Source organism: Achromobacter sp. JCM 18799, from assembly GCF_055395645.1.
Genome location: NZ_AP043866.1, coordinates 3352568 through 3371437, shown reverse-complemented (window position 1 = coordinate 3371437; position 18870 = coordinate 3352568). Strand labels below are relative to the sequence as shown.

15 protein-coding genes are annotated in these 18870 nt (G+C 67.1%); 9 read left to right on the top strand and 6 right to left on the bottom strand.

Features of this window, described 5'->3' with window-relative positions; all coding sequences use genetic code 11:
- Positions 1–26 precede the first annotated feature (26 nt).
- Positions 27–1313, top strand: coding sequence for an MFS transporter (locus tag ACZ5YA_RS15920; protein WP_464092759.1), 1287 nt, complete (start codon positions 27–29; stop codon positions 1311–1313).
- On the opposite strand, the gene ACZ5YA_RS15915 is transcribed toward ACZ5YA_RS15920, so the two are convergent.
- The 3 genes from ACZ5YA_RS15915 to ACZ5YA_RS15905 form a co-directional block, all read right to left on the bottom strand.
- Positions 1237–1566 carry a protealysin inhibitor emfourin gene (locus tag ACZ5YA_RS15915; RefSeq protein WP_059378788.1) on the bottom strand — a complete coding sequence of 110 codons (330 nt, stop codon included), beginning with the start codon at positions 1564–1566 and terminating at the stop codon, positions 1237–1239. The genes ACZ5YA_RS15920 and ACZ5YA_RS15915 overlap by 77 nt on opposite strands.
- Positions 1563–2627 (bottom strand): M4 family metallopeptidase, encoded by a 1065-nt coding sequence (locus ACZ5YA_RS15910; protein WP_251879434.1) that lies wholly within the window; start codon positions 2625–2627, stop codon positions 1563–1565. The genes ACZ5YA_RS15915 and ACZ5YA_RS15910 overlap by 4 nt, the downstream gene beginning before the upstream one ends.
- Positions 2628–2775: 148 nt before the next feature.
- On the bottom strand, positions 2776–3249 hold the full coding sequence (locus tag ACZ5YA_RS15905; RefSeq protein ID WP_464092758.1) for an anti-virulence regulator CigR family protein: 474 nt from the start codon (positions 3247–3249) through the stop codon (positions 2776–2778).
- A gap of 292 nt (positions 3250–3541) precedes the next feature.
- Here ACZ5YA_RS15905 and ACZ5YA_RS15900 point away from each other — a divergent pair, with 292 nt between their 5' ends.
- Entirely contained in the window at positions 3542–4423 is an 882-nt protein-coding gene (locus ACZ5YA_RS15900) for a prohibitin family protein (protein WP_118932958.1), read from the top strand.
- Here ACZ5YA_RS15900 and ACZ5YA_RS15895 read toward each other — a convergent pair.
- Positions 4416–6521: a PTS sugar transporter subunit IIC/EAL domain-containing protein gene (locus tag ACZ5YA_RS15895; RefSeq protein WP_059378793.1), complete on the bottom strand. Its 2106-nt coding sequence runs from the start codon at positions 6519–6521 to the stop codon at positions 4416–4418. The two genes, ACZ5YA_RS15900 and ACZ5YA_RS15895, sit on opposite strands and share 8 nt — an antisense overlap.
- A 246-nt stretch (positions 6522–6767) precedes the next feature.
- Here ACZ5YA_RS15895 and ACZ5YA_RS15890 point away from each other — a divergent pair, with 246 nt between their 5' ends.
- The 7 genes from ACZ5YA_RS15890 (at position 6768) to ACZ5YA_RS15860 (ending at position 15317) form a co-directional block, all read left to right on the top strand.
- Positions 6768–7010 (top strand): hypothetical protein, encoded by a 243-nt coding sequence (locus tag ACZ5YA_RS15890; RefSeq protein ID WP_054451693.1) that lies wholly within the window; start codon positions 6768–6770, stop codon positions 7008–7010.
- A 103-nt stretch (positions 7011–7113) separates the two neighbouring features.
- Positions 7114–7617 carry an RNA polymerase sigma factor gene (locus ACZ5YA_RS15885; RefSeq protein WP_059378861.1) on the top strand — a complete coding sequence of 168 codons (504 nt, stop codon included), beginning with the start codon at positions 7114–7116 and terminating at the stop codon, positions 7615–7617.
- A complete protein-coding gene (locus ACZ5YA_RS15880) occupies positions 7614–8612 on the top strand; it encodes a FecR family protein (RefSeq protein WP_464092757.1) in 999 nt (332 codons plus the stop codon). The genes ACZ5YA_RS15885 and ACZ5YA_RS15880 overlap by 4 nt, the downstream gene beginning before the upstream one ends.
- A gap of 211 nt (positions 8613–8823) precedes the next feature.
- Positions 8824–11175, top strand: a complete 2352-nt coding sequence (fhuE, locus tag ACZ5YA_RS15875; RefSeq protein ID WP_464092756.1) for a ferric-rhodotorulic acid/ferric-coprogen receptor FhuE — start codon at positions 8824–8826, stop codon at positions 11173–11175.
- A 102-nt stretch (positions 11176–11277) separates the two neighbouring features.
- The gene (locus ACZ5YA_RS15870; RefSeq protein WP_280014644.1) at positions 11278–11796 is read left to right on the top strand and encodes a sigma-70 family RNA polymerase sigma factor; all 519 of its coding nucleotides are present in this window, start codon (positions 11278–11280) and stop codon (positions 11794–11796) included.
- Positions 11766–12755 carry a FecR domain-containing protein gene (locus ACZ5YA_RS15865; RefSeq protein WP_464092755.1) on the top strand — a complete coding sequence of 330 codons (990 nt, stop codon included), beginning with the start codon at positions 11766–11768 and terminating at the stop codon, positions 12753–12755. The genes ACZ5YA_RS15870 and ACZ5YA_RS15865 overlap by 31 nt, the downstream gene beginning before the upstream one ends.
- 96 nt (positions 12756–12851) lie before the next feature.
- A complete protein-coding gene (locus ACZ5YA_RS15860; RefSeq protein WP_464092754.1) occupies positions 12852–15317 on the top strand; it encodes a TonB-dependent siderophore receptor in 2466 nt (821 codons plus the stop codon).
- A 6-nt stretch (positions 15318–15323) separates the two neighbouring features.
- On the opposite strand, the gene ACZ5YA_RS15855 is transcribed toward ACZ5YA_RS15860, so the two are convergent.
- Entirely contained in the window at positions 15324–16220 is an 897-nt protein-coding gene (locus ACZ5YA_RS15855; protein WP_251879447.1) for a GntR family transcriptional regulator, read from the bottom strand.
- Positions 16217–18850, bottom strand: a complete 2634-nt coding sequence (gene acnA / locus ACZ5YA_RS15850; protein ID WP_464092753.1) for an aconitate hydratase AcnA — start codon at positions 18848–18850, stop codon at positions 16217–16219. Before acnA ends, ACZ5YA_RS15855 begins: the two co-directional genes overlap by 4 nt.
- Between the last annotated feature and the right edge of the window lie 20 nt (positions 18851–18870).

Below are 18870 nucleotides of genomic sequence, written 5' to 3'. Positions count from 1 at the left end.
AAGGCGGCGATGCTTAAGCTGGCGGCATGAATTCGCATATCCCTACTTCCAAACGTCCCGCCGGCCATCCCGTGTTGCTGATCGCCGGCATTCTTTGCATGTCCATGGCGCTGCGCGCGCCGATTACCGGCGTGCCGCCGCTGACCGGCATGATCCGCGAGCAGTTGGGGCTGAGCGCCACCGCCGCGGGCATGCTGATCACCTTGCCCTTGCTGGCCTTTGCCGTGGTGTCGCTGTTTGCGGCGGGCCTGGCTCGCCGCCACGGACTGGAGCGCAGCTTGTTTGCCGCCATGCTGCTGATCGCGGCTGGCATCCTCGTGCGCACGCTGGGGCCGGCCTGGAGCCTGTTCCTGGGCACGGTTGTCATCGGCGCCGGCATCGCCATCGGCAATGTGTTGTTGCCCAGCCTTCTGAAGCGCGATTTTCCGCAGCAGCTCGCGGGCCTGACTTCGGCCTATGTGCTGACCATGAGCCTGGCCGCGGGGCTGGCGTCCGCCATTGCCATCCCGCTGGCGGGTCTGTCCGACGCGGCCTGGCGCTTTTCCTCGGGCTGCCTGTTGGTGCTACCCGTGCTCAGCGCCTTGCTATGGCTGCCGCAGCTGGCCAATCACACCGCGCCCGCGGCATCCACGGCGCATGCGCCGCACGGTCCCAGGCTGTGGCGCTCCGCGCTGGCGTGGCAGGTGACGCTGTTCCTGGGCATCAATTCCTTCGTGTTCTATGTGGGCGTGAGCTGGCTGCCGGCCATCCTGCGCGATGCTGGCTATACGGCCGAACGCGCCGGCACGCTGCATGGCTTGCTGCAGCTCATGTCGGCCGTCCCGGCCCTGTTCCTGGCTCCCCTGGTGCGGCGCCTGAAGGACCAGCGCGGCGCGGCGTTCTGCGCGGCCGCGGCTTCGTTCGTCGCGTTTGCCGGCTTGATCGTCGCGCCCGGCTGGGCGACGCTGTGGATCGTGCTGATGGGCCTGGGCACGGGCGGCGGCATCATTCTGGGCCTTGCATTCGTGGGCTTGCGCGCCAGTCATGCGCAGCAGGCGGCGGCGCTGTCGGGCATGGCGCAGTGCGTGGGCTATCTGTTCGCGGCCAGCGGCCCTGCGCTAGCGGGCACGCTGCACGACACGCAGGGAGACTGGACCCTGGCGCTGGCCCTGTGCGCGGTCTTGTGCCTGGCGATGGCGGCCACCGGTCTTTACGCGGGCCGCGCCATCCAGATCGGGCAATTCCGGGATGCCGCGCTCAAGTCTGTCCGGCCCGGCTTTTCCACAAGCGCACCAGTGGCTCGGGCGCGTCGGTCTCCGGCACGTCGAAGCTGATGTCCGCGACGTCGTCGCCTTTGTACACGACTTCGACGTGGAAATAGCGCTGATCGCCGCCTGCCGGCGCGCAGCGCGGAACGGCCACCGGCGCGGCGCGTTGCAGGGCGTCGCAAACCTCCTGCCGCAGGTCCGGCGGGCAGGTGGCGAGGTCGATGCTGCGCGGCTGCGCCAATGCCGGCATATAGGCCAGCCCGCCTTCGCGGGTCAGGCGCACCAGCATGGCAAGGTCCAGGGATGGCAGCTCGATCATGTCTGGACTCCCACGCCGGCCCAGGCGCGGGCGACGGCATCGCGCACGGCGGCGCCATGGCGTTCCGCCGCGACGGCCAGCGTCAGTTTCGCGAACTGCACGAAGTCGGCATCGTGGCGCAGGCGCTTGTCGCACAACGCGTCGTACCAGACGCGGCCCGCGCTGGCCCATGCGGGGCCTTCCATCGAAGTGGCCGCCAGATAAAAGGCGCGGTTGGGGATGCCGGAGTTGATGTGCACGCCGCCATTGTCGTTCGGCGTGTCCACGTAGTCGCGCATGTGCGCGGGCTGCGGATCCTTGCCCAGCAGAGGGTCGTCGTAAGCGCTGCCGGGTTCCGCCATGGAGCGCAGCGCGCGGGCGCGGATCTTGGGCTTGAACAGCCCGGCGCCCACCAGCCAATCGGCCTGGCGCGCGTCCTGGCCCAGCGTGTGCTGCTTGACCAGCGCGCCGAACACATCGCACAGGGATTCGTTCAGGGCGCCGGACTGGCCCTGGTAGAGCAAGGCGGCCTCGGCGTCGATCACGCCGTGCGTGAGTTCGTGGCCGATGATGTCGACGGCCACCGTGAAACGGTTGAACACTTCGCCGTCGCCATCGCCGAACACCATCTGTGCGCCGTTCCAGAAGGCGTTGTCGTAGTCTTCGCCGTAATGCACGGTGCCGACCAGTGGCAGGCCCTGGCCGTCGATGGAGTGGCGCTGGTAGACGTCCCAGAACAGCTTGTAGGTCGAGCCCAGATGCTCATAGGCTTCGTCCACCGCCACGTCGCCGCTGGCGGAGGCGCCTTCGGCGCGCACCAGCTTGCCGGGCAGGGTGGTGGTGTTGGCGGCGTCGTGCACGGCGCGCTGCGGCGTGCCGGCGGGCGCTGCCTTCTTGGGCCGGGCGGGCTTGGCGCGCGGCGGCTGCGCCGCCATTTCGCGCAGGCTGCGCTGCTGCTGGTCGATGATCAGCGTCTTGACCGCGGGCATGCTGACCCGCGCATCGGCGTGCTGCGCCAGCCGATCCAGCATGTAGGGGGGGATCACGCCGATCAGCGGCGCGGACTCGGAAGGACGTGGCATGCGCGGTCTCCGTCGTGGGCGCCGGGCCAGGGCCGCGGCGCGAGGCGATTCAACGGTAGCAGATAGATCCGCGGCAGGGACGTAACAGTGTGCGGCCTGATGCTAGGAACTATGGACGCCGCGTGGCGGCGTCCATGGCGCGCGGCGCCTAGTTGAACACGCCCGTGAGGACGTCCGCGACGACGGCGGTGGCGATGGCGACGAGGATCAGGTCGCTGCCCGCGACGCGCCATTCGTAGCCCGGATGCACGGGCAGGCGCGCCAGCATGGGGCCGGGTACCATCTTCTTGGCGATGCCCGGAGGCAGGGGCTTGCCGCGCGCCAGGTTCTTGCGTATGCCCGGCGGCAGCGAGCCGTAGCCCGTCGCCCCGGCCTGCACGGCATAGCTGCGCGCGGTGGACACGGTGATGCCCGCGGTGCTGAGCGTGACGCTGACGCCGCCGTCCTGGCTCTGCTGGCCCTTGTTCTTGCCATTGCCATTACCGCCGCCATTGCCATTGCCATTGCCTTGGCCCGCGTGGTCTGGCTTGCCTTTGCCCTCGGGCGGCGCGGCCTGTGCCGGCGCGCCAAGCACGGCGGCACAGGCAAGGATGGCGACGATCATTGAAGGTGTGCGGCGCATGGTTGTGGCTCCTGCAGTGTAGAGAGTTGCCTAGCGTAGCGCTGTCGTTGGGTTCGTGCCACTGTCCTTCGCCGATGCCGTCGCAACAATCGCCACAATTCGCCTGACGTTCCAGTCGCGATAGAATCCCCTGCTTATTTTCCGGGGGGGAACGCACGATGAGGTATTTCCTGATCTTGGTTGGGGCGGCCGTGGTCGCCTATTTGCTGGCGCGCGGCATCGCCGCCGTGCTCTCGGACCGTAAACGTTCAAAATCAGAAAGGGATTCGAAGTGAAGCCGACAGATATCCAGATGGTCAAGACGATTGGTGCCGTAAAGCCGCGTAGTTTCAAGATCGCGGTGATCACGGCGGTGTTGTTTTTGCTGATTCTGTTCCTGGCCTTCGATTCCTGGTTCCAGGTCGACCAGGGCGAGCGCGGCGTGGTGCTGCGCAACGGCAAGCTGGTGCGCGTGTCGGAACCGGGCCTGGACTTCAAGACCCCGTTCATCGACAACGTGATGACGGTGTCGGTGCGCGACCACACGTTCGTGTTTGAAAAGCTGGAAGCCTACAGCTATGACCAGCAACCGGCCACGCTGCGCGTGTCGGTGACCTATCGCGTGCCGTCCGAGCACGTGGCCGAGCTGTACTCGGAATACGGCACCATCAGCAATCTGCAGATGCGCGTGCTGGAGCGCAAGACCCCGGATTCGGTGAAGAACGTGTTCGGCCAATACACGGCGGTACGCGCCATCCAGGAACGCCAGAAGCTGGGCCAGGACGTGAATGCTGCCGTGCTCAAGACGATGGAAGGCGCACCGGTGCAGGTGGTGGGCGTGCAGATCGAGGAAGTCGGTTTTTCGCAGGCCTATGAGCACTCGATCGAACAGCGCATGTTGGCGCAGGTGCAGATCGAGACGACCCGCCAACAGAAGGAAACGGCGATGATCACGGCCGAGATCCAGGTGGTCAAGGCCAAGGCGGAAGCCGACGCGCGCCGCCAGCAGTTCACGGCCGAGGCCGACGGCATCCGCATGCGCGGCGACGCCGAAGCGGCTGCGATCCGCGCCAAGGCCGAGGCCTTGGCCGCCAACACCAATCTGGTGAGCCTGAACGCGGTGGAGAAGTGGGACGGCGTGCTGCCGACCACGCAGGTGCCGAACGCGGCCCTGCCGTTCATCGGCATCAAGTAGGCGCCGCGGGCGCAGGCTGTGCCCGCAGCGGCGGCGCAGCCTGACGCCGGCGCGCGTAGTCCATGAGGCTGTCGCCCGACAAAGCCTTGCTGTAGTACCACCCCTGCACGATGATCTCGGCGGGGGATTCCAGCGCCATCAGCTGCTGGTCCGTTTCCACGCCTTCCACCACGATCTGCAGGTTCAGCGCTTCGCAAAAGCGCAGCAAGCCGTTCAGGACCAGCGCGCCTCGGGGACTGTCTTGCGCCACGACGAAGCTGCGGTCGATCTTGACCGCATCGATTTCGAACTGGTGCAGATAGCTGAGGGCGGAATAGCCGGTGCCGAAATCATCGATGTAGATGCGGGCGCCTATCGCATGCAGACGGTCGAAGGCGGTGTGCAGCGCCTGGGTGTCCTCCACCAGCGCGTCTTCGGTCAACTCGACCGAGATCTGTCCGCCGGCCTGCGCCAGCACCTTGATCAGTTTTTCGAGGTAGTCTCCGGACGTCAGCGTGCCGGCCGTGACGTTGATGGTCATCGGCAAGCGGAAGTCGCGCTTGCGCCATTGCAGACATTGCTGCACGGCCTGTCTGGCCACCCACAGGTCCACCTCCCGCATCAGGTCGGCCTGCGCCAGCCAGCGCAGGAATTCCACCGGCGTTTGCCGCGCGCCGTCGGGTCCGGTGGCGCGCAGCAGCGCTTCGCAGCCGGTGCACAGGCCGCTGCGCAATGACACCTGCGGCTGGAATTCCAGATGGAAGTCGTACTGGCTGATGGCGCGGATGCGCGTGTTTTCGGCGTTGCGGCGTGCACGGTCGGCATAGGTCTGCACCACCGGATCGTGCGCGTACAGCAGCGATTCCTCTTGCAGCCGCGTGAAGGTCGTGTCCAGCGATTTGAAGTAGACGGTGGCGCTTTCCTGGCGCTGCCGCTCCAGTGCGACGACAAAGGGCGCGTACAGACACGCGCCCAGCGCCACCAGCACGAGCTGCAGCGCCACGCCGCCCAGGCTGCCGCCGGCGGCAATGTAGGCGTTGAACAGTACCGGCGAGGTCAGCGGCAAGGTCGTCGCCGCGGAAGGCAGCCAGCCCAGTTGCACGACGGCCAGCGCGAGGATGGCGTTGGTCACCGGCGCCAGGATGAACGGCGCCAGCAGGCGCGGATTCAGGATCAGCGGCAGCCCGAACAGCAGGATTTCATTCACGTTCAGCAGCGCCACCGGCAGGCTGGCCAGCGCCAGCAGCCGCAGCGATTCGGTGCGCGCAAACACCAGCATGGCCACGGCCAACGACAGCGTCGCGCCCGATCCGCCGATGAAGACGAAAGCGCCCAGGAGGGTGCTGTTCAAGGCATACATGCCTTCGTAGCCGGCGGACTGGGTGGCGGAATTCAGCATGGCCGCCTGGTCCATGACGCTCATCAGCGGGGCCAGGGCGTGGTAGCCGTGTATGCCGAAGAACCACAGCAGCGAATTCAGGCCGGCGATCAGCGCGCCCGAGGTGAAGGGGCTGTCCAGCGAGGCCAGACTCAAGGGTATGTTGAACTGCGCCACGGCGGGGATCTGGAGCGCGGCGGAGAGCGTCAGCACGACCAGGCCGGCCGTCAGCAGGCCGGGCACGACCATGTTCAGCGTGTCGCGGACGTTATCGCTGATAACGCCGTCTGGCGCCAGCTGGGTCCAGCGGCGACGGTGCAGCCACGCCATCAACGGCACGGTCAGCAAGGGCGAAACGATGGCGATGAACAGTACCAGGGTGGCGGCGGCCTGGGGGTAGGGCGCCATCAGGCCGTCGGCGATCATCACGTAGGACAGGCACAGGAACGCGGTGGGCAGATGCGGCACCCGATGGCGGAACGACAGCATGTAGCCGATGGACGTGCCGGCCAGGATAGGCATAAGGTTCGTCAGCTTGTCGTGGACGGCGGTCAACAGTTCCACGACGGTGGCTGGCAGGCCCAGTTGCCGGGCGATGACGGTCAGCACCAGGAACAACGCCGTGACCAGCAGGCACGGTAAGGTCCAGAGCAGGCCCTCCCGTATGGCGCGCAGGGCGCTTGCGCCCGCCAGCGCGGCCAGCCGATCCTTTGGATAACGCATCAACGCCAGTTTCGACATGGCGGTTCGCTCAAGAGTCCGTGCAAGCGAAGATCCCCGCTCCCGTGTTTGTAAGAATATTTTGCTACATCCTAGCCCCGCTTTTCCAGGTTAAGCAATCGACGCCTATCAGAATGTCAGGGATTCCCCTCTATCAAGAATTGCAAAGCGGGCGCAAGGTGGCAGCACAGGCGCACGGGGCCGCTATACGATCAAGCGTCGTTCGCCCGGTGGCGGGACTACAAGCTTCAGAAAGAGGAGACGTGGATGTCTCAGTTGGATTGGACGTCCGGCGATACCAAGCCGGACCGGCAGGGATACTACGAAACGCGCTACGACACAGGATGCACGGCCATCACGCTTTACAGCGTGCTGGGTTGGATGCCGGTGAAAACGCCCGGCAACATGGTGAGCTGGCGCCCGTTGCCGCCCGCCGTCGAAAGACAGGAAGCCGAGCGCCACATCCAGGAACTGCGAGAAGCGCAAAGCCACGTTCCCATGGATTACTGAGGCGGCGCGCGGGAGGGGCCGCAAGGACAGTGGCAGGCAGTTGCGATAATGAGAATTATTTGTAAAATTCGCGGCGTCGCCATCTCCGTTGTCCGATCGGTCCATGTCCCGTTCCCCTCCGCCCCGTTCCGGCTGGCTCGCCTACTACGACGAGCTGGTAGGGGTATGGAGCCGTAGAGTCGGCAACCGGCATGATGCTGAGGACGCGGCGCACGATGCCATCGAACGCCTGCTGAAGGCCGACGCCAGCGTCGCGTTGAAGGCGCGCAGCTACCTGTTCCAGGCCGCCGGACATCGCCTGATCGACCGCTGGCGCCGGCAGGAACGGACCGAGCATGTGCCGCTGGACCTGCTGGACGAGGCTGATCAGCCCGCCTGGACCGACCCCGAGTCGCCGGTGCGCGCGTCGCGTCTGGCGGACGATCTTGCGCAAGTCCTGGCAGAATTGCCGCCCAAGTGCCGCGAGGCCTTTGTCCTGAATCGCATCGAAGGCTGGACGCAGGCCGAGGTGGCGCAGCATATGGGCCTGTCCAAGAACATGATCGAACGCTACGTCATGCGGGCAATCGAATTCGTCCGCGACCGCATGCGTGAACACAATCCATGACGATGCCTTCCACCAACGACCGCGATGAGCAGGGCGCGCCCGATACGGCGGCGCAGTGGTTCGCGCGTTGGCATTCGGGCGACCTGACGCGCCGCCAGCGACGCGAGTTTGCCCGCTGGCGGCGCGATCATCCCGAGGCCGCGCGCGAGTTCGACCGCATGCAGCAACTGGGCAAGGCCGCCGCCGGAATGTCCCGCGATCAAGTGCGGACCTTGCTGGGCGGAGAGATTCCGGCCCGGCCCCGGCCGCAACGGCAGCGCCGCCTGGCGCTGCGCATGGCCGCGGGCTGTGCGGCATTGGCTGCGGCCGCCATGGTGGCGTGGTGGAACCTGCCGGCGGAGATTCCGGGATACTCCGCGACGCTGGTTGCGGAGCGCGGCGAACGCCGGCAAGTGACCTTGCCCGATGGTTCCGTGCTGGCACTCAATGGCGCGACGCGCGCCGAGGTGCGTTTGTACGCCGGGCGCCGGGAAGTGGCGCTGGACGGCGGCGAGATCCTGTTCACCGTCAGCGCCGATGCGGCGCGGCCATTCATCGTGCGCGCAGGCAGCGGCGTGGTGCGCGTGACCGGCACCATCTTCGATGTGCGGCGCGACGAGGATCAGGTCGCGGTGCTGGTGGCGTCCGGCACCGTGGAGGTGTCGGGCGGCCGCTGGTGGAACATGGGTCATGCCGTGCTGCGCGGGGGGGACGGCATCCGCGTGCCAGCCAGCGGCGCGATCGGCGTGCCCGCGCCCGCCGACGTCCAGAGCGCGATCGCGTGGCGCGAAGGGCGGGTGGTGTTCAAGAACGCGCCGCTGGCCGAGGTGGTGCGGGATATGAACCGCTATTTGCCCACGCCGTTGCGGCTGGCGGACGACAGGGCGGGGCGCTTGCGGGTATCGGCGTCATTCAGCCTGGATCGGCCCGAAGCCCTGGTCGACGCCTTGCCGGCGGTGGCGCCGGTGCGCCTGACGCCGCGCCCGGACGGCGCCATCGACATCAGCGCAAAGTAGCTTCATCGAGGCGCGGTTACAAAATAAATGAGAATGGGATTCAGGTTTATCTTGGGCTGATTCGTTCTACGAAGGAAGGCGGCAACCGCCGCGTTTCCATCTCGGGAAACGTTCCCCGTATCGTCGAACAGAACAGCAGGTACTTGTGACTATTCCAGCAGCCCGGCATTTCCCCGCCGTTGCGCGCCTTGCGTGCGCATCTCCCCGGTTCATGTTTTCTTCCCTGCTGTTGGCAGTGGCCTTGGCGACGGCGGGCACGCCGGCGATTGCTCAGCCGCAAGCGCCCGCCGTGCCTATCGACATCGCGGCACAGCCCTTGGGCGATGCCGTGATGCAATGGGCGGCGCAGGTCAAGGTGCGCGTGTTCTACGCGCCTGAAGTGGTGGCCGGTGTAAGCAGCAACGGCCTGCGCGGCCGGCTACCGCCCGAGGAGGCCTTGCGCAGCCTGTTGCAAGGCACGGGCGTGACGTACCGTTGGCAGGGCGACAGCATCATCTTGTCGCGCGATGGCGGCGTGGCCAGCCTTGCGCCAGTGACGGTGCTGGGCAGTATGAATCCGGCGGTGACCGAAGGCACCGGCTCCTACACGACTCCGGCATCGGCCGCCGCCACGGGCCTGACCTTGTCGCTGCGCGAAACGCCGCAGTCCGTCAGCGTGGTGACACGCCAGCGCATCGACGACCAGAACCTGCGGTCGCTGGACGAAGTGATGGGCAGCGTGGTGGGCGTGCAGGTGGTCAGCGAGGACACCGATCGCACGGACTTCTGGTCGCGCGGCTTCTACATCGACAGCCTGCAGTACGACGGCGTTCCCACCACCATCGGCCTGTCGATGTATGGCGAATCCGACAACGATTCATTCATCTACGACCGCATCGAAGTCGTGCGCGGCGCGACCGGCCTGATGACGGGCGCGGGCAATCCGGGCGCTTCGATCAACCTGGTGCGCAAGCATGCCAATAGCCGAGAATTCACCGGAACGGTGAGCGCCGGCGCGGGGTCGTGGAATCAATATCGCGGCGCGGTGGACATGTCCACGCCATTGAACCAGGAAGGCACCGTGCGTGCGCGCATGGTGGCGATGTACCAGGGGCGCGATTCCTACATCGATCTGTACCATGCCAACAAGCAGGTGTTCTATGGCGTCATCGATGCGGACCTGACGCCATCGACCCGGTTGAGCCTGGGCGCGGACTACCAGGACAAGCGTCCGCGCGGATCCACCTGGGGCAGCCTGCCGGTGGTGTTCAGCGACGGCACGCCGACCGACTGGCGGCGTTCCAAGACCACCGCGGCGGACTGGACCTACTGGCATACGACCAACCAGACCGTATTCGCCACGCTGGAACATCGCTTCGCCAACGATTGGGCGGTCAAGGCCGATTGGTCGCAACGCAAGAGCAAGTACGACGCCAAGCTTTTGTACCTGTACGGCGACCTGGACCGTGCAACCGGAACCGGCTTGGCGGCGCTGCCGGGATACTGGAATTCCTACGCGCAGCAGACCTCGCTGGACTTGCAGGCCACGGGGCCGTTCAACCTGCTCGGCCGCAAGCACGAGCTGGTGGTGGGCGCCATGCGCAGCCGCTACGGCGAGGACTTCTACCGCTACGGCTTCGACCGCGCCACGCTGGCGGATACCGGCAACTTCTACCAGTGGGACGGCTCGTACGCGCAGCCGACCTGGACCGAGGCCAGCTTGCGGGACACGGTGACGCACCAACGCGGCGTCTATGCCGCGGCGCGGTGGTCGCTGGCCGACAATCTGACCGTCATCACGGGCGGCCGTTACGCGAGCTGGGAATCGAAATCGCCCACGCGCGACCAGAAGGATTCCCAGTTCATTCCGTACGCCGGCGTGGTGGTCGACCTGAACGACACCTACTCCGCCTACGTCAGCTATACCGACATCTTCCAGCCCCAGGACAATCGGGACAGCAGCGGCAATTATCTGGATCCGGTGCAGGGCCAGAACTATGAAGTGGGCCTGAAGGGCGAGTACCTGGACGGCAGGTTGAATACTTCCGTCGCGCTGTTCAAGGTCAGGCAAAGCAAGGTCGCGGTGCTGGACGGAGACAAACTGGTGCCCGGCACGCCCGACCAGGCCTACAAGACCGCCGACGGCGTCACCACCAAGGGCATCGAGCTGGAAGTGAGCGGGCTGTTGTCGGAGGGCTGGAACGCCTATGCCGGAGGCACGTACTACACCAGCCGCGATGCGCAGGGCGTGTCGGTCAATCCCGAGCGTCCGCGCGCGGTGGCCAAGCTGTTCACCACCTATCGGCTGCCGGGTTCATGGAACCGCCTGACGGTGGGCGGCGGCGTCAATTGGCAGCTGTCGAGCTACTCCGAAGTCAGCGCCGGCGACGCCACGGTCACGGTCAAGCAGAAGGCCTACGCGATCTACAACCTGATGGCGCGTTATGAGTTCAATTCGCGCCTGTCGGCGCAGATGAACCTGAACAACCTGTTCGACAAGAAGTACTACCTGGGCGGCGTGGGCAACCAGGTCTACTACGGCGAGCCCAGAAGCGTGTTCGTCAACCTGACCGCCAAGTTCTGATTGGCGGCGCGCCGCTGCGGTAGCCAGGGACGCGTCCAGAGCGGGGCAAGGATACGATAGAATATAAATGGTTCCTATTTAGATTCTATCGCCAGGTGCGCCTTGCCTCCGCCCGACTCCCCTCCCGCCGACAACGTCGCGCAACTCTATCGTGACCACCACGGCTGGCTGTCGGTCTGGTTGCGCAGGAAGCTGGGCAATTCCTTCGACGCGGCGGACCTGGCCCATGACACCTTCGTACGCCTGATGGCCGGGCGGCGCAGGACGGAGGCGGGCGCGGAGCCGCGCGCGTTGCTGACGCACATCGCGAAGGGCCTGGTGGTGGACCATTGGCGCCGGAGAACGCTGGAAGAGGCCTATCTGGCCACGGTGGCGCAATTGCCCGAGCAGCAGGCGCCGTCGCCGGAGGCGCGCGCGCTGATCCTGGAAACCTTGCATGCCATCGATACGGCGTTGCGGACGCTGTCCGCCAAAACGCGCGAGATCTTCCTGCTGTCGCAGTTCGACGGCATGGGCTATGACGCGATCGCGCAACGCCTGGACGTGTCGCTGTCCACGGTCAAGCGCCATATGCAGGCGGCGCTGACCGCATGCCTGATCGCAAGCCAGGCCGACGCGTGATCGACCCCGCGATTCTGAGGGAAGCGGCCGGCTGGCTGGTGCGCTTCCAATCCGAGACCTTGTCGCCGTCCGAGCGCGAGGCGTTCGACCGCTGGCGCGCCCGCAGCCCGGCGCACGCCGCCGCATGGCAACGCGCCGAAGAAATGCTGCGCGGATTCGGCCAGGTGCCTCCGCGCATCGCTGGCGATACCTTGCGCCGGCTGGATCGCCCGGGTCGGCGCCAGGCCGCGCGCGCGCTGGCCGGCCTGTTGATCGCGGGACCCGTGGCATGGCTGGGCTGGCGCGAGCTGCCCTGGCGCGAGTGGAGCGCGGATGCGCGCACCGCGACCGGCGAGCAGCGCCGCCTGGAATTGGCCGATGGCACGCAACTGGTGCTCAATACCGCCAGCGCGGTGGACATCGACTACACCGCACAGCAGCGCACGATCTGGTTGCGGGCGGGAGAAATCCTGCTGACCACGGGTAGCGATACGCCGCAGTTGCGCCGTCCCTTCATCGTCCAGACCGCCCAAGGCGCGATCCGCGCGCTGGGCACTCGCTTCCTGGTGCGTGACGACGGCGACGCCGTGCGCGTGGCGGTCTTCGAGGGCGCGGTGGAGATCTGGCCCGTGGCGGCGGCTGGCAGCGCCACGGTGCTGCCAGCCGGACGGCAGACCGTCTTCAACGGGCGCGAGGTGCAACCCCAGATCCCGGTGGAGACGTCGGCGGCGTCGTGGGAGCAGGGCATGCTTGCCGCGCGCAACTGGCGGCTGGCCGACCTGGTGGATGAACTGGCCCGGTATCGCCGCGGCATGCTGCGCTGCGATCCAGCAGTGGCGGGGCTGCGCGTGTCCGGGGCGTTTCCGTTGAACGATATCGATGCCAGCTTGCGCTTGCTGGAAAAGACCCTGCCCGTGAGGGTGAGCAAGGTCACGCCGTACTGGACGACGGTGGTACCGCGCGCCGGCGTTACAAATTAATCGCGAACTGGCTGAACCTTTTCTTCGCTTCGTCCGGTGTATCGGGTGAATCGCCGCGAATCGCGCGCCGCCCAGACCCTTACGAAGGATGGTTTCATGGTTTCCCGAATCTCCCGTTCGCCGCGCCCCGTGCGCGGCAAAGCCGTGCTGACGCCGCTGGCGGCGATGCTACGGGCAGCCGGCATGGGCTTGGCGCTGTTGGCCGCCACGGGGGCGTCGCAACAGGTGGTGGCGGCCGATACGGTGAGCGCCGTTGCGCGCAAGCCCTACGCGATCGCCGCCGGTCCGTTAGGCGACGCGCTGGCTCAGTTTGCCGCCGCTGCCGGCGTGCCGCTGTCGTTCGATCCGGCCATGGTGTCGGGGTTGCGCACGAACGGGTTGGATGGCGCCTACACGGTGCAGGAAGGCTTTGTCCGTTTGCTGTCCGGATCGGGCTACGTCCTGTCGGAGCAGGGCGGAGGAGCCTATTCCCTGCGCAAGCTGCCGTCGGGATCGGATGCGTCGGCGACCGTATTGCCGGCAGTGACCGTAGCGGCTAGCGCAGCGGCGCCCTACGCGTTGCCGGCGGAGTACGACGGCGGCCAGGTGGCCCGGGGTGGACGGCTGGGATTGCTGGGCAACCGCGACGTGATGGACGTGCCATTCAATGTCACGAACTACACATCGGACCTGCTGGCGAACCGTCAGTCGGTGACGCTGGCGGATGCGCTGAACGTCGAGCCATCGGTGCGTTTTACCGGGCAGATCGGCGGCGTGACCGACTCTTTCTACATCCGGGGCTTTCCTATCGGCGAAGGCAACCTGGGTGAGATCGCCTTTGACGGGGTCTATGGCGTGGCACCCAACTATCACGTCTACACCGACTACATCGAGCGGGTCGAAGTGCTGAAAGGACCGGCCGCGCTGCTGTACGGCATGTCGCCCAATAGCGGCGTGGGCGGCGTGATCAACATGGTGCCCAAGCGGGCGCTGCCGCAGGACCTGAGCCGCGTGTCCGCCGATTACGTGGGCGACTCGCAATTCGGCGCGCGCGCGGACCTGAGCCGCCGCTTCGGCAATGACGGCGAATGGGGCGTGCGCATCAACGGCATGCACCGGCAGGGCGATACGCCGCTGGACAATCTGTATTCGCGCACCGACATCGGCGCGCTGTCGCTGGACTACCAGGGCGAGCGGCTGCGCGCCTCGCTGGACCTGCTGACGCAGAATGAAAAGATCGACGCGCCCACGCGGCCTTTCCTGGTGGCGGCGGGCATCGATGTGCCGCATGCGGCGGACGGGCGGCGCAACGCCACGCAGCCCTGGGGCTGGTGGAAGTCAGACGGGCAATCGGCGCTGCTGCGGGTCGAGTACGACATCAGCGACCGCCTGACGGTGTTTGCCGACGCGGGCGGCTCGGACACGAACGTGTCGCGTCTGTCGGACCAGACGCCTACCATCGTCAACGAGGCCGGCGACACGGTGGTCACGCCGAACAATTTCAGGTTCGAGGTCAACCGCAGCACCTACAACGCAGGCCTGCGCGCCAAGCTGGATACAGGCCCGGTGCGCCATGCCATCAGCTTCATGGGCAGCCTGTACAGCGACCGGAACTCGCAGGCCAGCGTAATGGGCACGCCGCTCACGTCGAACATCTACCATCCGATCACGCGGCCGGAGCAGTACATCCCGGCGCCGGCCAACGTGCCCAAGATTTCCTCGTCCGATCTTTCCGGCCTGGCGTTGGCCGATACGCTGAGCATCCTGGACGAGCGCGCGCAGCTGACCCTGGGCGTGCGCCAGCAGCGCATCCAGTCCCGCAATTTCAACGCCACGACCGGCGTGCGCACCGTCAGCTACGACGAAAGCGCGACCACGCCGCTGGCGGGCATTGTCATCAAGCCATGGAGCCATGTGTCGCTGTACGCCAATTACATCGAAGGCCTGAGCAAGGGCGACGTGGCGCCTGCCACCGCGTCCAACGCCGGCCAGGTGTTCAAGCCCTATAAGGCCAGGCAGAAGGAAGTGGGCGTGAAGGCGGACCTGGACAGCGCCATGCTGACCCTGAGCGCCTTCGAGATCACCAAGCCCAGCGGCCAGCTGACCAACGGCGTGTACGGCGCGGACAGCGAGCAGCGCAACCGCGGCCTGGAATTGAACCTGGCCGGTGAACCGTGGCGCGGCTTGCGCCTGCTGGGCGGTGTGACCTTCCTGGACGCGGAGCTGACGCGCGCCGGGAGCAAGGCGGTGGTCGGCAACCGGCCCGTGGGCGTGCCCAAGGTGTCGGTGAACCTGGGCGCGGAATGGGATACGCCTTGGGTCGCGGGCCTGACCCTGACCGGCAGCGTGATGCACACCGGCAGCGAATACATCAATCAGGGCAACACCCAGTCGGTGCCGTCGTGGACCACGTTCGACCTGGGCGCGCGCTATGCCACCAAGGTCTATGGTAAAGACCTCACGCTGCGCGCCAATGTGGTCAACGTGTTCAACCGGGCCTACTGGTCGGGGGTGGCCTCGTATGGCACGATTTCCCAAGGGGTGCCGCGCACGCTGATGCTGTCCGCGTCTATGGACTTCTGACCGGCGCTAGGAGGCCAGCAGCCCGCTGATGCGGGCCAGGTTGTCCAGCGTGCTGCGCAGGTGCTCCGCCAGTTCGGCTGCGGCCTCTTCGTTGCGTTCGTGTTCCAGCAGTTCCAGGATGGCCAGGTGCTGGTCGCAATGCTGGCGGTAGCGGCTGCGGTCCTGCATGGAGCGGTACGAGAGCAGCCGGCGCACGCGGTTCACGCGCTTGATGGCGTCGATGAAGAAGGGATTGCCCGAGGCCTCCACCAGCGATTCATGGAAACGCACGCCGCGTTCGTGCAGCTGGTCGGCGGTGTCGGTGGCGATGCCGCCGTCCAGCAGGTGCTTTTCGGCGGCGCGGCAACGCGCCAGCACTTGCTTGTCGATGTGAAAGCCCGGCTCCAGCAGCGCGGCCGGCTCCAGCGCCAGCCGCAGGCGGTAGGACTGCAGCAGGCTGTCGGGCGTGGTCATCATGGATGAGAATTCCCAGCCATAGCCGGGCCGCCGCTCTGCCCAGCCTTCCTGCGCGATGCGGCCCAACAGGGCTTGGGTCTGCGCCGCCGTCAGGCCATAGCGCGCGCGCAGCAGCGCTTCGCTGCATTGCATGGGCAGTTCGCCGCGCAGCAGTTCGTCGGCCAGCTTGAAGTAGCTGTGCGTGACGATGTCGTCAACGGAGGGCGGCGCCAGGTCCCCTTGCATGTGTGCCAGCGCGGTGTGATCCCGTTCCAGGAAATAGCCGCGGTTGGGTTTGCGCGAGACGACGCCGCGTTGCTCCAGGATGCCCAGCGCGTCGTTGACCGGCGAGCGCGACAGGCGCAGCCGGTCGGCGATCTTCTGCGCCGTCAGGTGCGCGCCCGCGGGCAGGCGGTCTGCCTGGATCAGCGCCAGGATTTTCGCGGCGGTATTGGATTGGGCGCTCATGCGTTGCGGACGGCGGAATGGATGGTGTCCGAGAGAATAGCGGGAATGACGCCGCCCATGCGCAGCAGCCTGACTTCCAGCCGGGTCTCGACCGCCGCCGTGGCCTGCAGCGTCTCTTCGGCGCCGCCGGCGCGCAGGATGCGGACCGCCACGGGCATGCGCGGCGTCAGCGCCGCGGCCGGGGCATCGATCTCGATCCTGTCGCCAGGCCGGATCCGCAGCGTTGCCGGCGTGAGGCCGGCGGGCAGGCGCAAGGGCAGGATGCCCATGCCGATCAGGTTGGAGCGATGGATGCGTTCGAAGCTGACCGCCAGCACGCAGCGGATGCCCAGCAGGCGTTGCCCCTTGGCGGCCCAGTCACGCGAGGAGCCGGTGCCATAGCGCTCGCCCGCCACCAGGACCACGGGCTGGCCGGCCCGGGCGTAGCGGCCGGCGGCCTCCCAGATCGGCTCCACCCGGCCGCTGGGCGCATGCAGCGTGTGGCCTACCGGCGCTTCGGGTATGAGCAGATTGACGAGGCTCTTGCTGTAGAAGGCGGCGCGCAGCATCACCTGCCAGTTGCCGCGGCGCGATGCGAAGACGTTCAGGTCGTTGCGGTCGTCGCCGCGTTCGACCAGGAAGTCGGCGATCAGGCTGTCCGGCGGAATGGCGCTGGCGGGCGACAGGTGATCGGTGGTCACGTCGTCGCCCAGCACCAGCAGGGGATGCGCGGTGTAGCGGCCCAGCTGGCCGGCCGCTTCGGTGCTGGCGAAAGGCGGGCGGCGCAGCGCGGTGGAGGCGGGATCCCAGGGAAAGCGCGCCGAGTCCGGCGCTTGCAGCGCATGCCATGCCGGGTTGGCGCTGGCCATCCGGAAGGCCTGGCGGTAATCGGCGGGCTGCTGGCCGGCGGCAAGCGCGGCGTCTATCTCCGCGTCGTCAGGCCAGAGCTCGCGCAGATGGACGGCGCGGCCGTCGGGCGCGGCCTGCACGGGTTCGCAGCTCAGATCGCGTTCGGCGTCGCCCGCCAGCGCGTAGGCGATGACCAGCGCCGGCGACATGAGAAAGCCCAGATCCAGGTCTGGATGGATGCGGCCGGCGAAATTGCGGTTGCCGGACAGCACCGCCACGGGATGGACCGCGCCCGCCGCCATGGCCGCGCGCACGGACTCGGGCAGGGGGCCGGAATTGCCGATGCAGGTGGTGCAGCCGTAGCCCACGATGTCGAAGCCCACGGCGGACAGATCTTCCAATAGCCCGGCGCGCGCGAGATACGCCGCCGCCGCGGGCGAGCCGGGAGCCAACGAGGTCTTCACCCAGGCGGGCACGCGCAGGCCGGCCCGGCGCGCCTTGCGGGCCAGCAGGCCGGCCGCGGTAAGCAGCCGTGGATCCGAGGTATTGGTGCAACTGGTGATGGCGGCGATCGCCACGGCGTAGCGGGGCAGGCCGTGCGCAGGGACCGCAGGGGCACCCGCCAACCCGGCCAGGATGGCCTTGGCGTGTCCGTAGGGATGCAGGTCCTGCGGCCGCCGCGGACCGGCCACATGCACCTGCACGCGGTCCAGCGCGATGTCGACCACGCGGGTGTAACGCGGCTCGGCAGCGGGGTCGTAGGCGATGCCGGTGCGCTCGGCATAGGCCTGTACCTGCGCGATCAGCGTTTCGGGCCGGCCCGTCTGGCGCAGATAGGCCAGCGTCTGCCCGTCGATGGGGAAGTAGCCCGTGGTGGCGCCGTACTCGGGCGCCATGTTGGCCACCACGCAGCGGCTGCCCGCCGGCAGCGTGGCCACGCCCGGTCCGAAGAATTCCACGAACTCTCCGGACACCTGGATCTCGCGCAGGCGCTGCGTCACGGTCAAGGCCAGGTCGGTCGCGCTGACTCCCGCGCCCAGCGCGCCGGTCAGGCGCACGCCGATCACGTCGGGAATGCGCAGCAGCGTGGGCATGCCGAACATCACTGTCTGCGCCTCCAGGCCGCCCACGCCCCAGCCCAGCACGCCGATGCCGTTGACCATGGGCGTGTGGCTGTCGGTGCCTATCATCATGTCCGGATGCAGGGCGATGCCGTCGGCGTTTTCCTGCTCGCAGACCACTGTCGCGAGTTGCTCCAGATTGATGGTGTGCATGATGCCGGTGCCCGGCGGATGGATGCGCACATTGGACAGGGCCTTGGAGGCCCAGCGCAGGAAGCGGTAGCGCTCGGCGTTGCGGCGCAGCTCCAGGTCCAGGTTCAAGGCCGCGGCATCGGCGCGCGCATAGGACTGCACCGCCAGCGAATGGTCCACCGACACGTCCACGGGCAATACGGGATTCAGCGCGGAAGGATCCACGCCGGCCTCGGCCAGCGCGTCGCGCATTGCGGCGATGTCGACCAGGGCCGGGGTGCTGGTGGTGTCGTGCATCAGCACGCGCCCGGGCTGGAAGGCGATCTCGGCTTCGCTGGTGCCGTGCTCCAGCCAGCGGAACAGGGCCGCGGCGGCCGCATCGCGCTCCGCGTCCTGCATATTGCGCAGCGCGTTTTCCAGCAGCAGCCGCAAGACCACGGGCAGGCGGAAATATTGGGCGCCGTACATGCCGGGCAGGTCCAGGCAGGTATGGCGGACGCCATTGAGGGTGAAGACGGCGTGGCGAGGCGTGACGGCATGGATGTGCATGGCCGTAATTTTGCATATTG

Excerpts from the sequence above, each read along its gene's own strand:
- ACZ5YA_RS15920 (WP_464092759.1), top strand. The coding sequence starts at position 27 with ATGAATTCGCATATCCCTACTTCCAAACGTCCCGCCGGCCATCCCGTG.
- ACZ5YA_RS15915 (WP_059378788.1), bottom strand. The coding sequence starts at position 1,566 with ATGATCGAGCTGCCATCCCTGGACCTTGCCATGCTGGTGCGCCTGACC.
- ACZ5YA_RS15910 (WP_251879434.1), bottom strand. The coding sequence starts at position 2,627 with ATGCCACGTCCTTCCGAGTCCGCGCCGCTGATCGGCGTGATCCCCCCC.
- ACZ5YA_RS15905 (WP_464092758.1), bottom strand. The coding sequence starts at position 3,249 with ATGCGCCGCACACCTTCAATGATCGTCGCCATCCTTGCCTGTGCCGCC.
- ACZ5YA_RS15900 (WP_118932958.1), top strand. The coding sequence starts at position 3,542 with ATGGTCAAGACGATTGGTGCCGTAAAGCCGCGTAGTTTCAAGATCGCG.
- ACZ5YA_RS15895 (WP_059378793.1), bottom strand. The coding sequence starts at position 6,521 with ATGTCGAAACTGGCGTTGATGCGTTATCCAAAGGATCGGCTGGCCGCG.
- ACZ5YA_RS15890 (WP_054451693.1), top strand. The coding sequence starts at position 6,768 with ATGTCTCAGTTGGATTGGACGTCCGGCGATACCAAGCCGGACCGGCAG.
- ACZ5YA_RS15885 (WP_059378861.1), top strand. The coding sequence starts at position 7,114 with ATGTCCCGTTCCCCTCCGCCCCGTTCCGGCTGGCTCGCCTACTACGAC.
- ACZ5YA_RS15880 (WP_464092757.1), top strand. The coding sequence starts at position 7,614 with ATGACGATGCCTTCCACCAACGACCGCGATGAGCAGGGCGCGCCCGAT.
- fhuE (WP_464092756.1), top strand. The coding sequence starts at position 8,824 with ATGTTTTCTTCCCTGCTGTTGGCAGTGGCCTTGGCGACGGCGGGCACG.
- ACZ5YA_RS15865 (WP_464092755.1), top strand. The coding sequence starts at position 11,766 with ATGCCTGATCGCAAGCCAGGCCGACGCGTGATCGACCCCGCGATTCTG.
- ACZ5YA_RS15860 (WP_464092754.1), top strand. The coding sequence starts at position 12,852 with ATGGTTTCCCGAATCTCCCGTTCGCCGCGCCCCGTGCGCGGCAAAGCC.
- ACZ5YA_RS15855 (WP_251879447.1), bottom strand. The coding sequence starts at position 16,220 with ATGAGCGCCCAATCCAATACCGCCGCGAAAATCCTGGCGCTGATCCAG.
- acnA (WP_464092753.1), bottom strand. The coding sequence starts at position 18,850 with ATGCACATCCATGCCGTCACGCCTCGCCACGCCGTCTTCACCCTCAAT.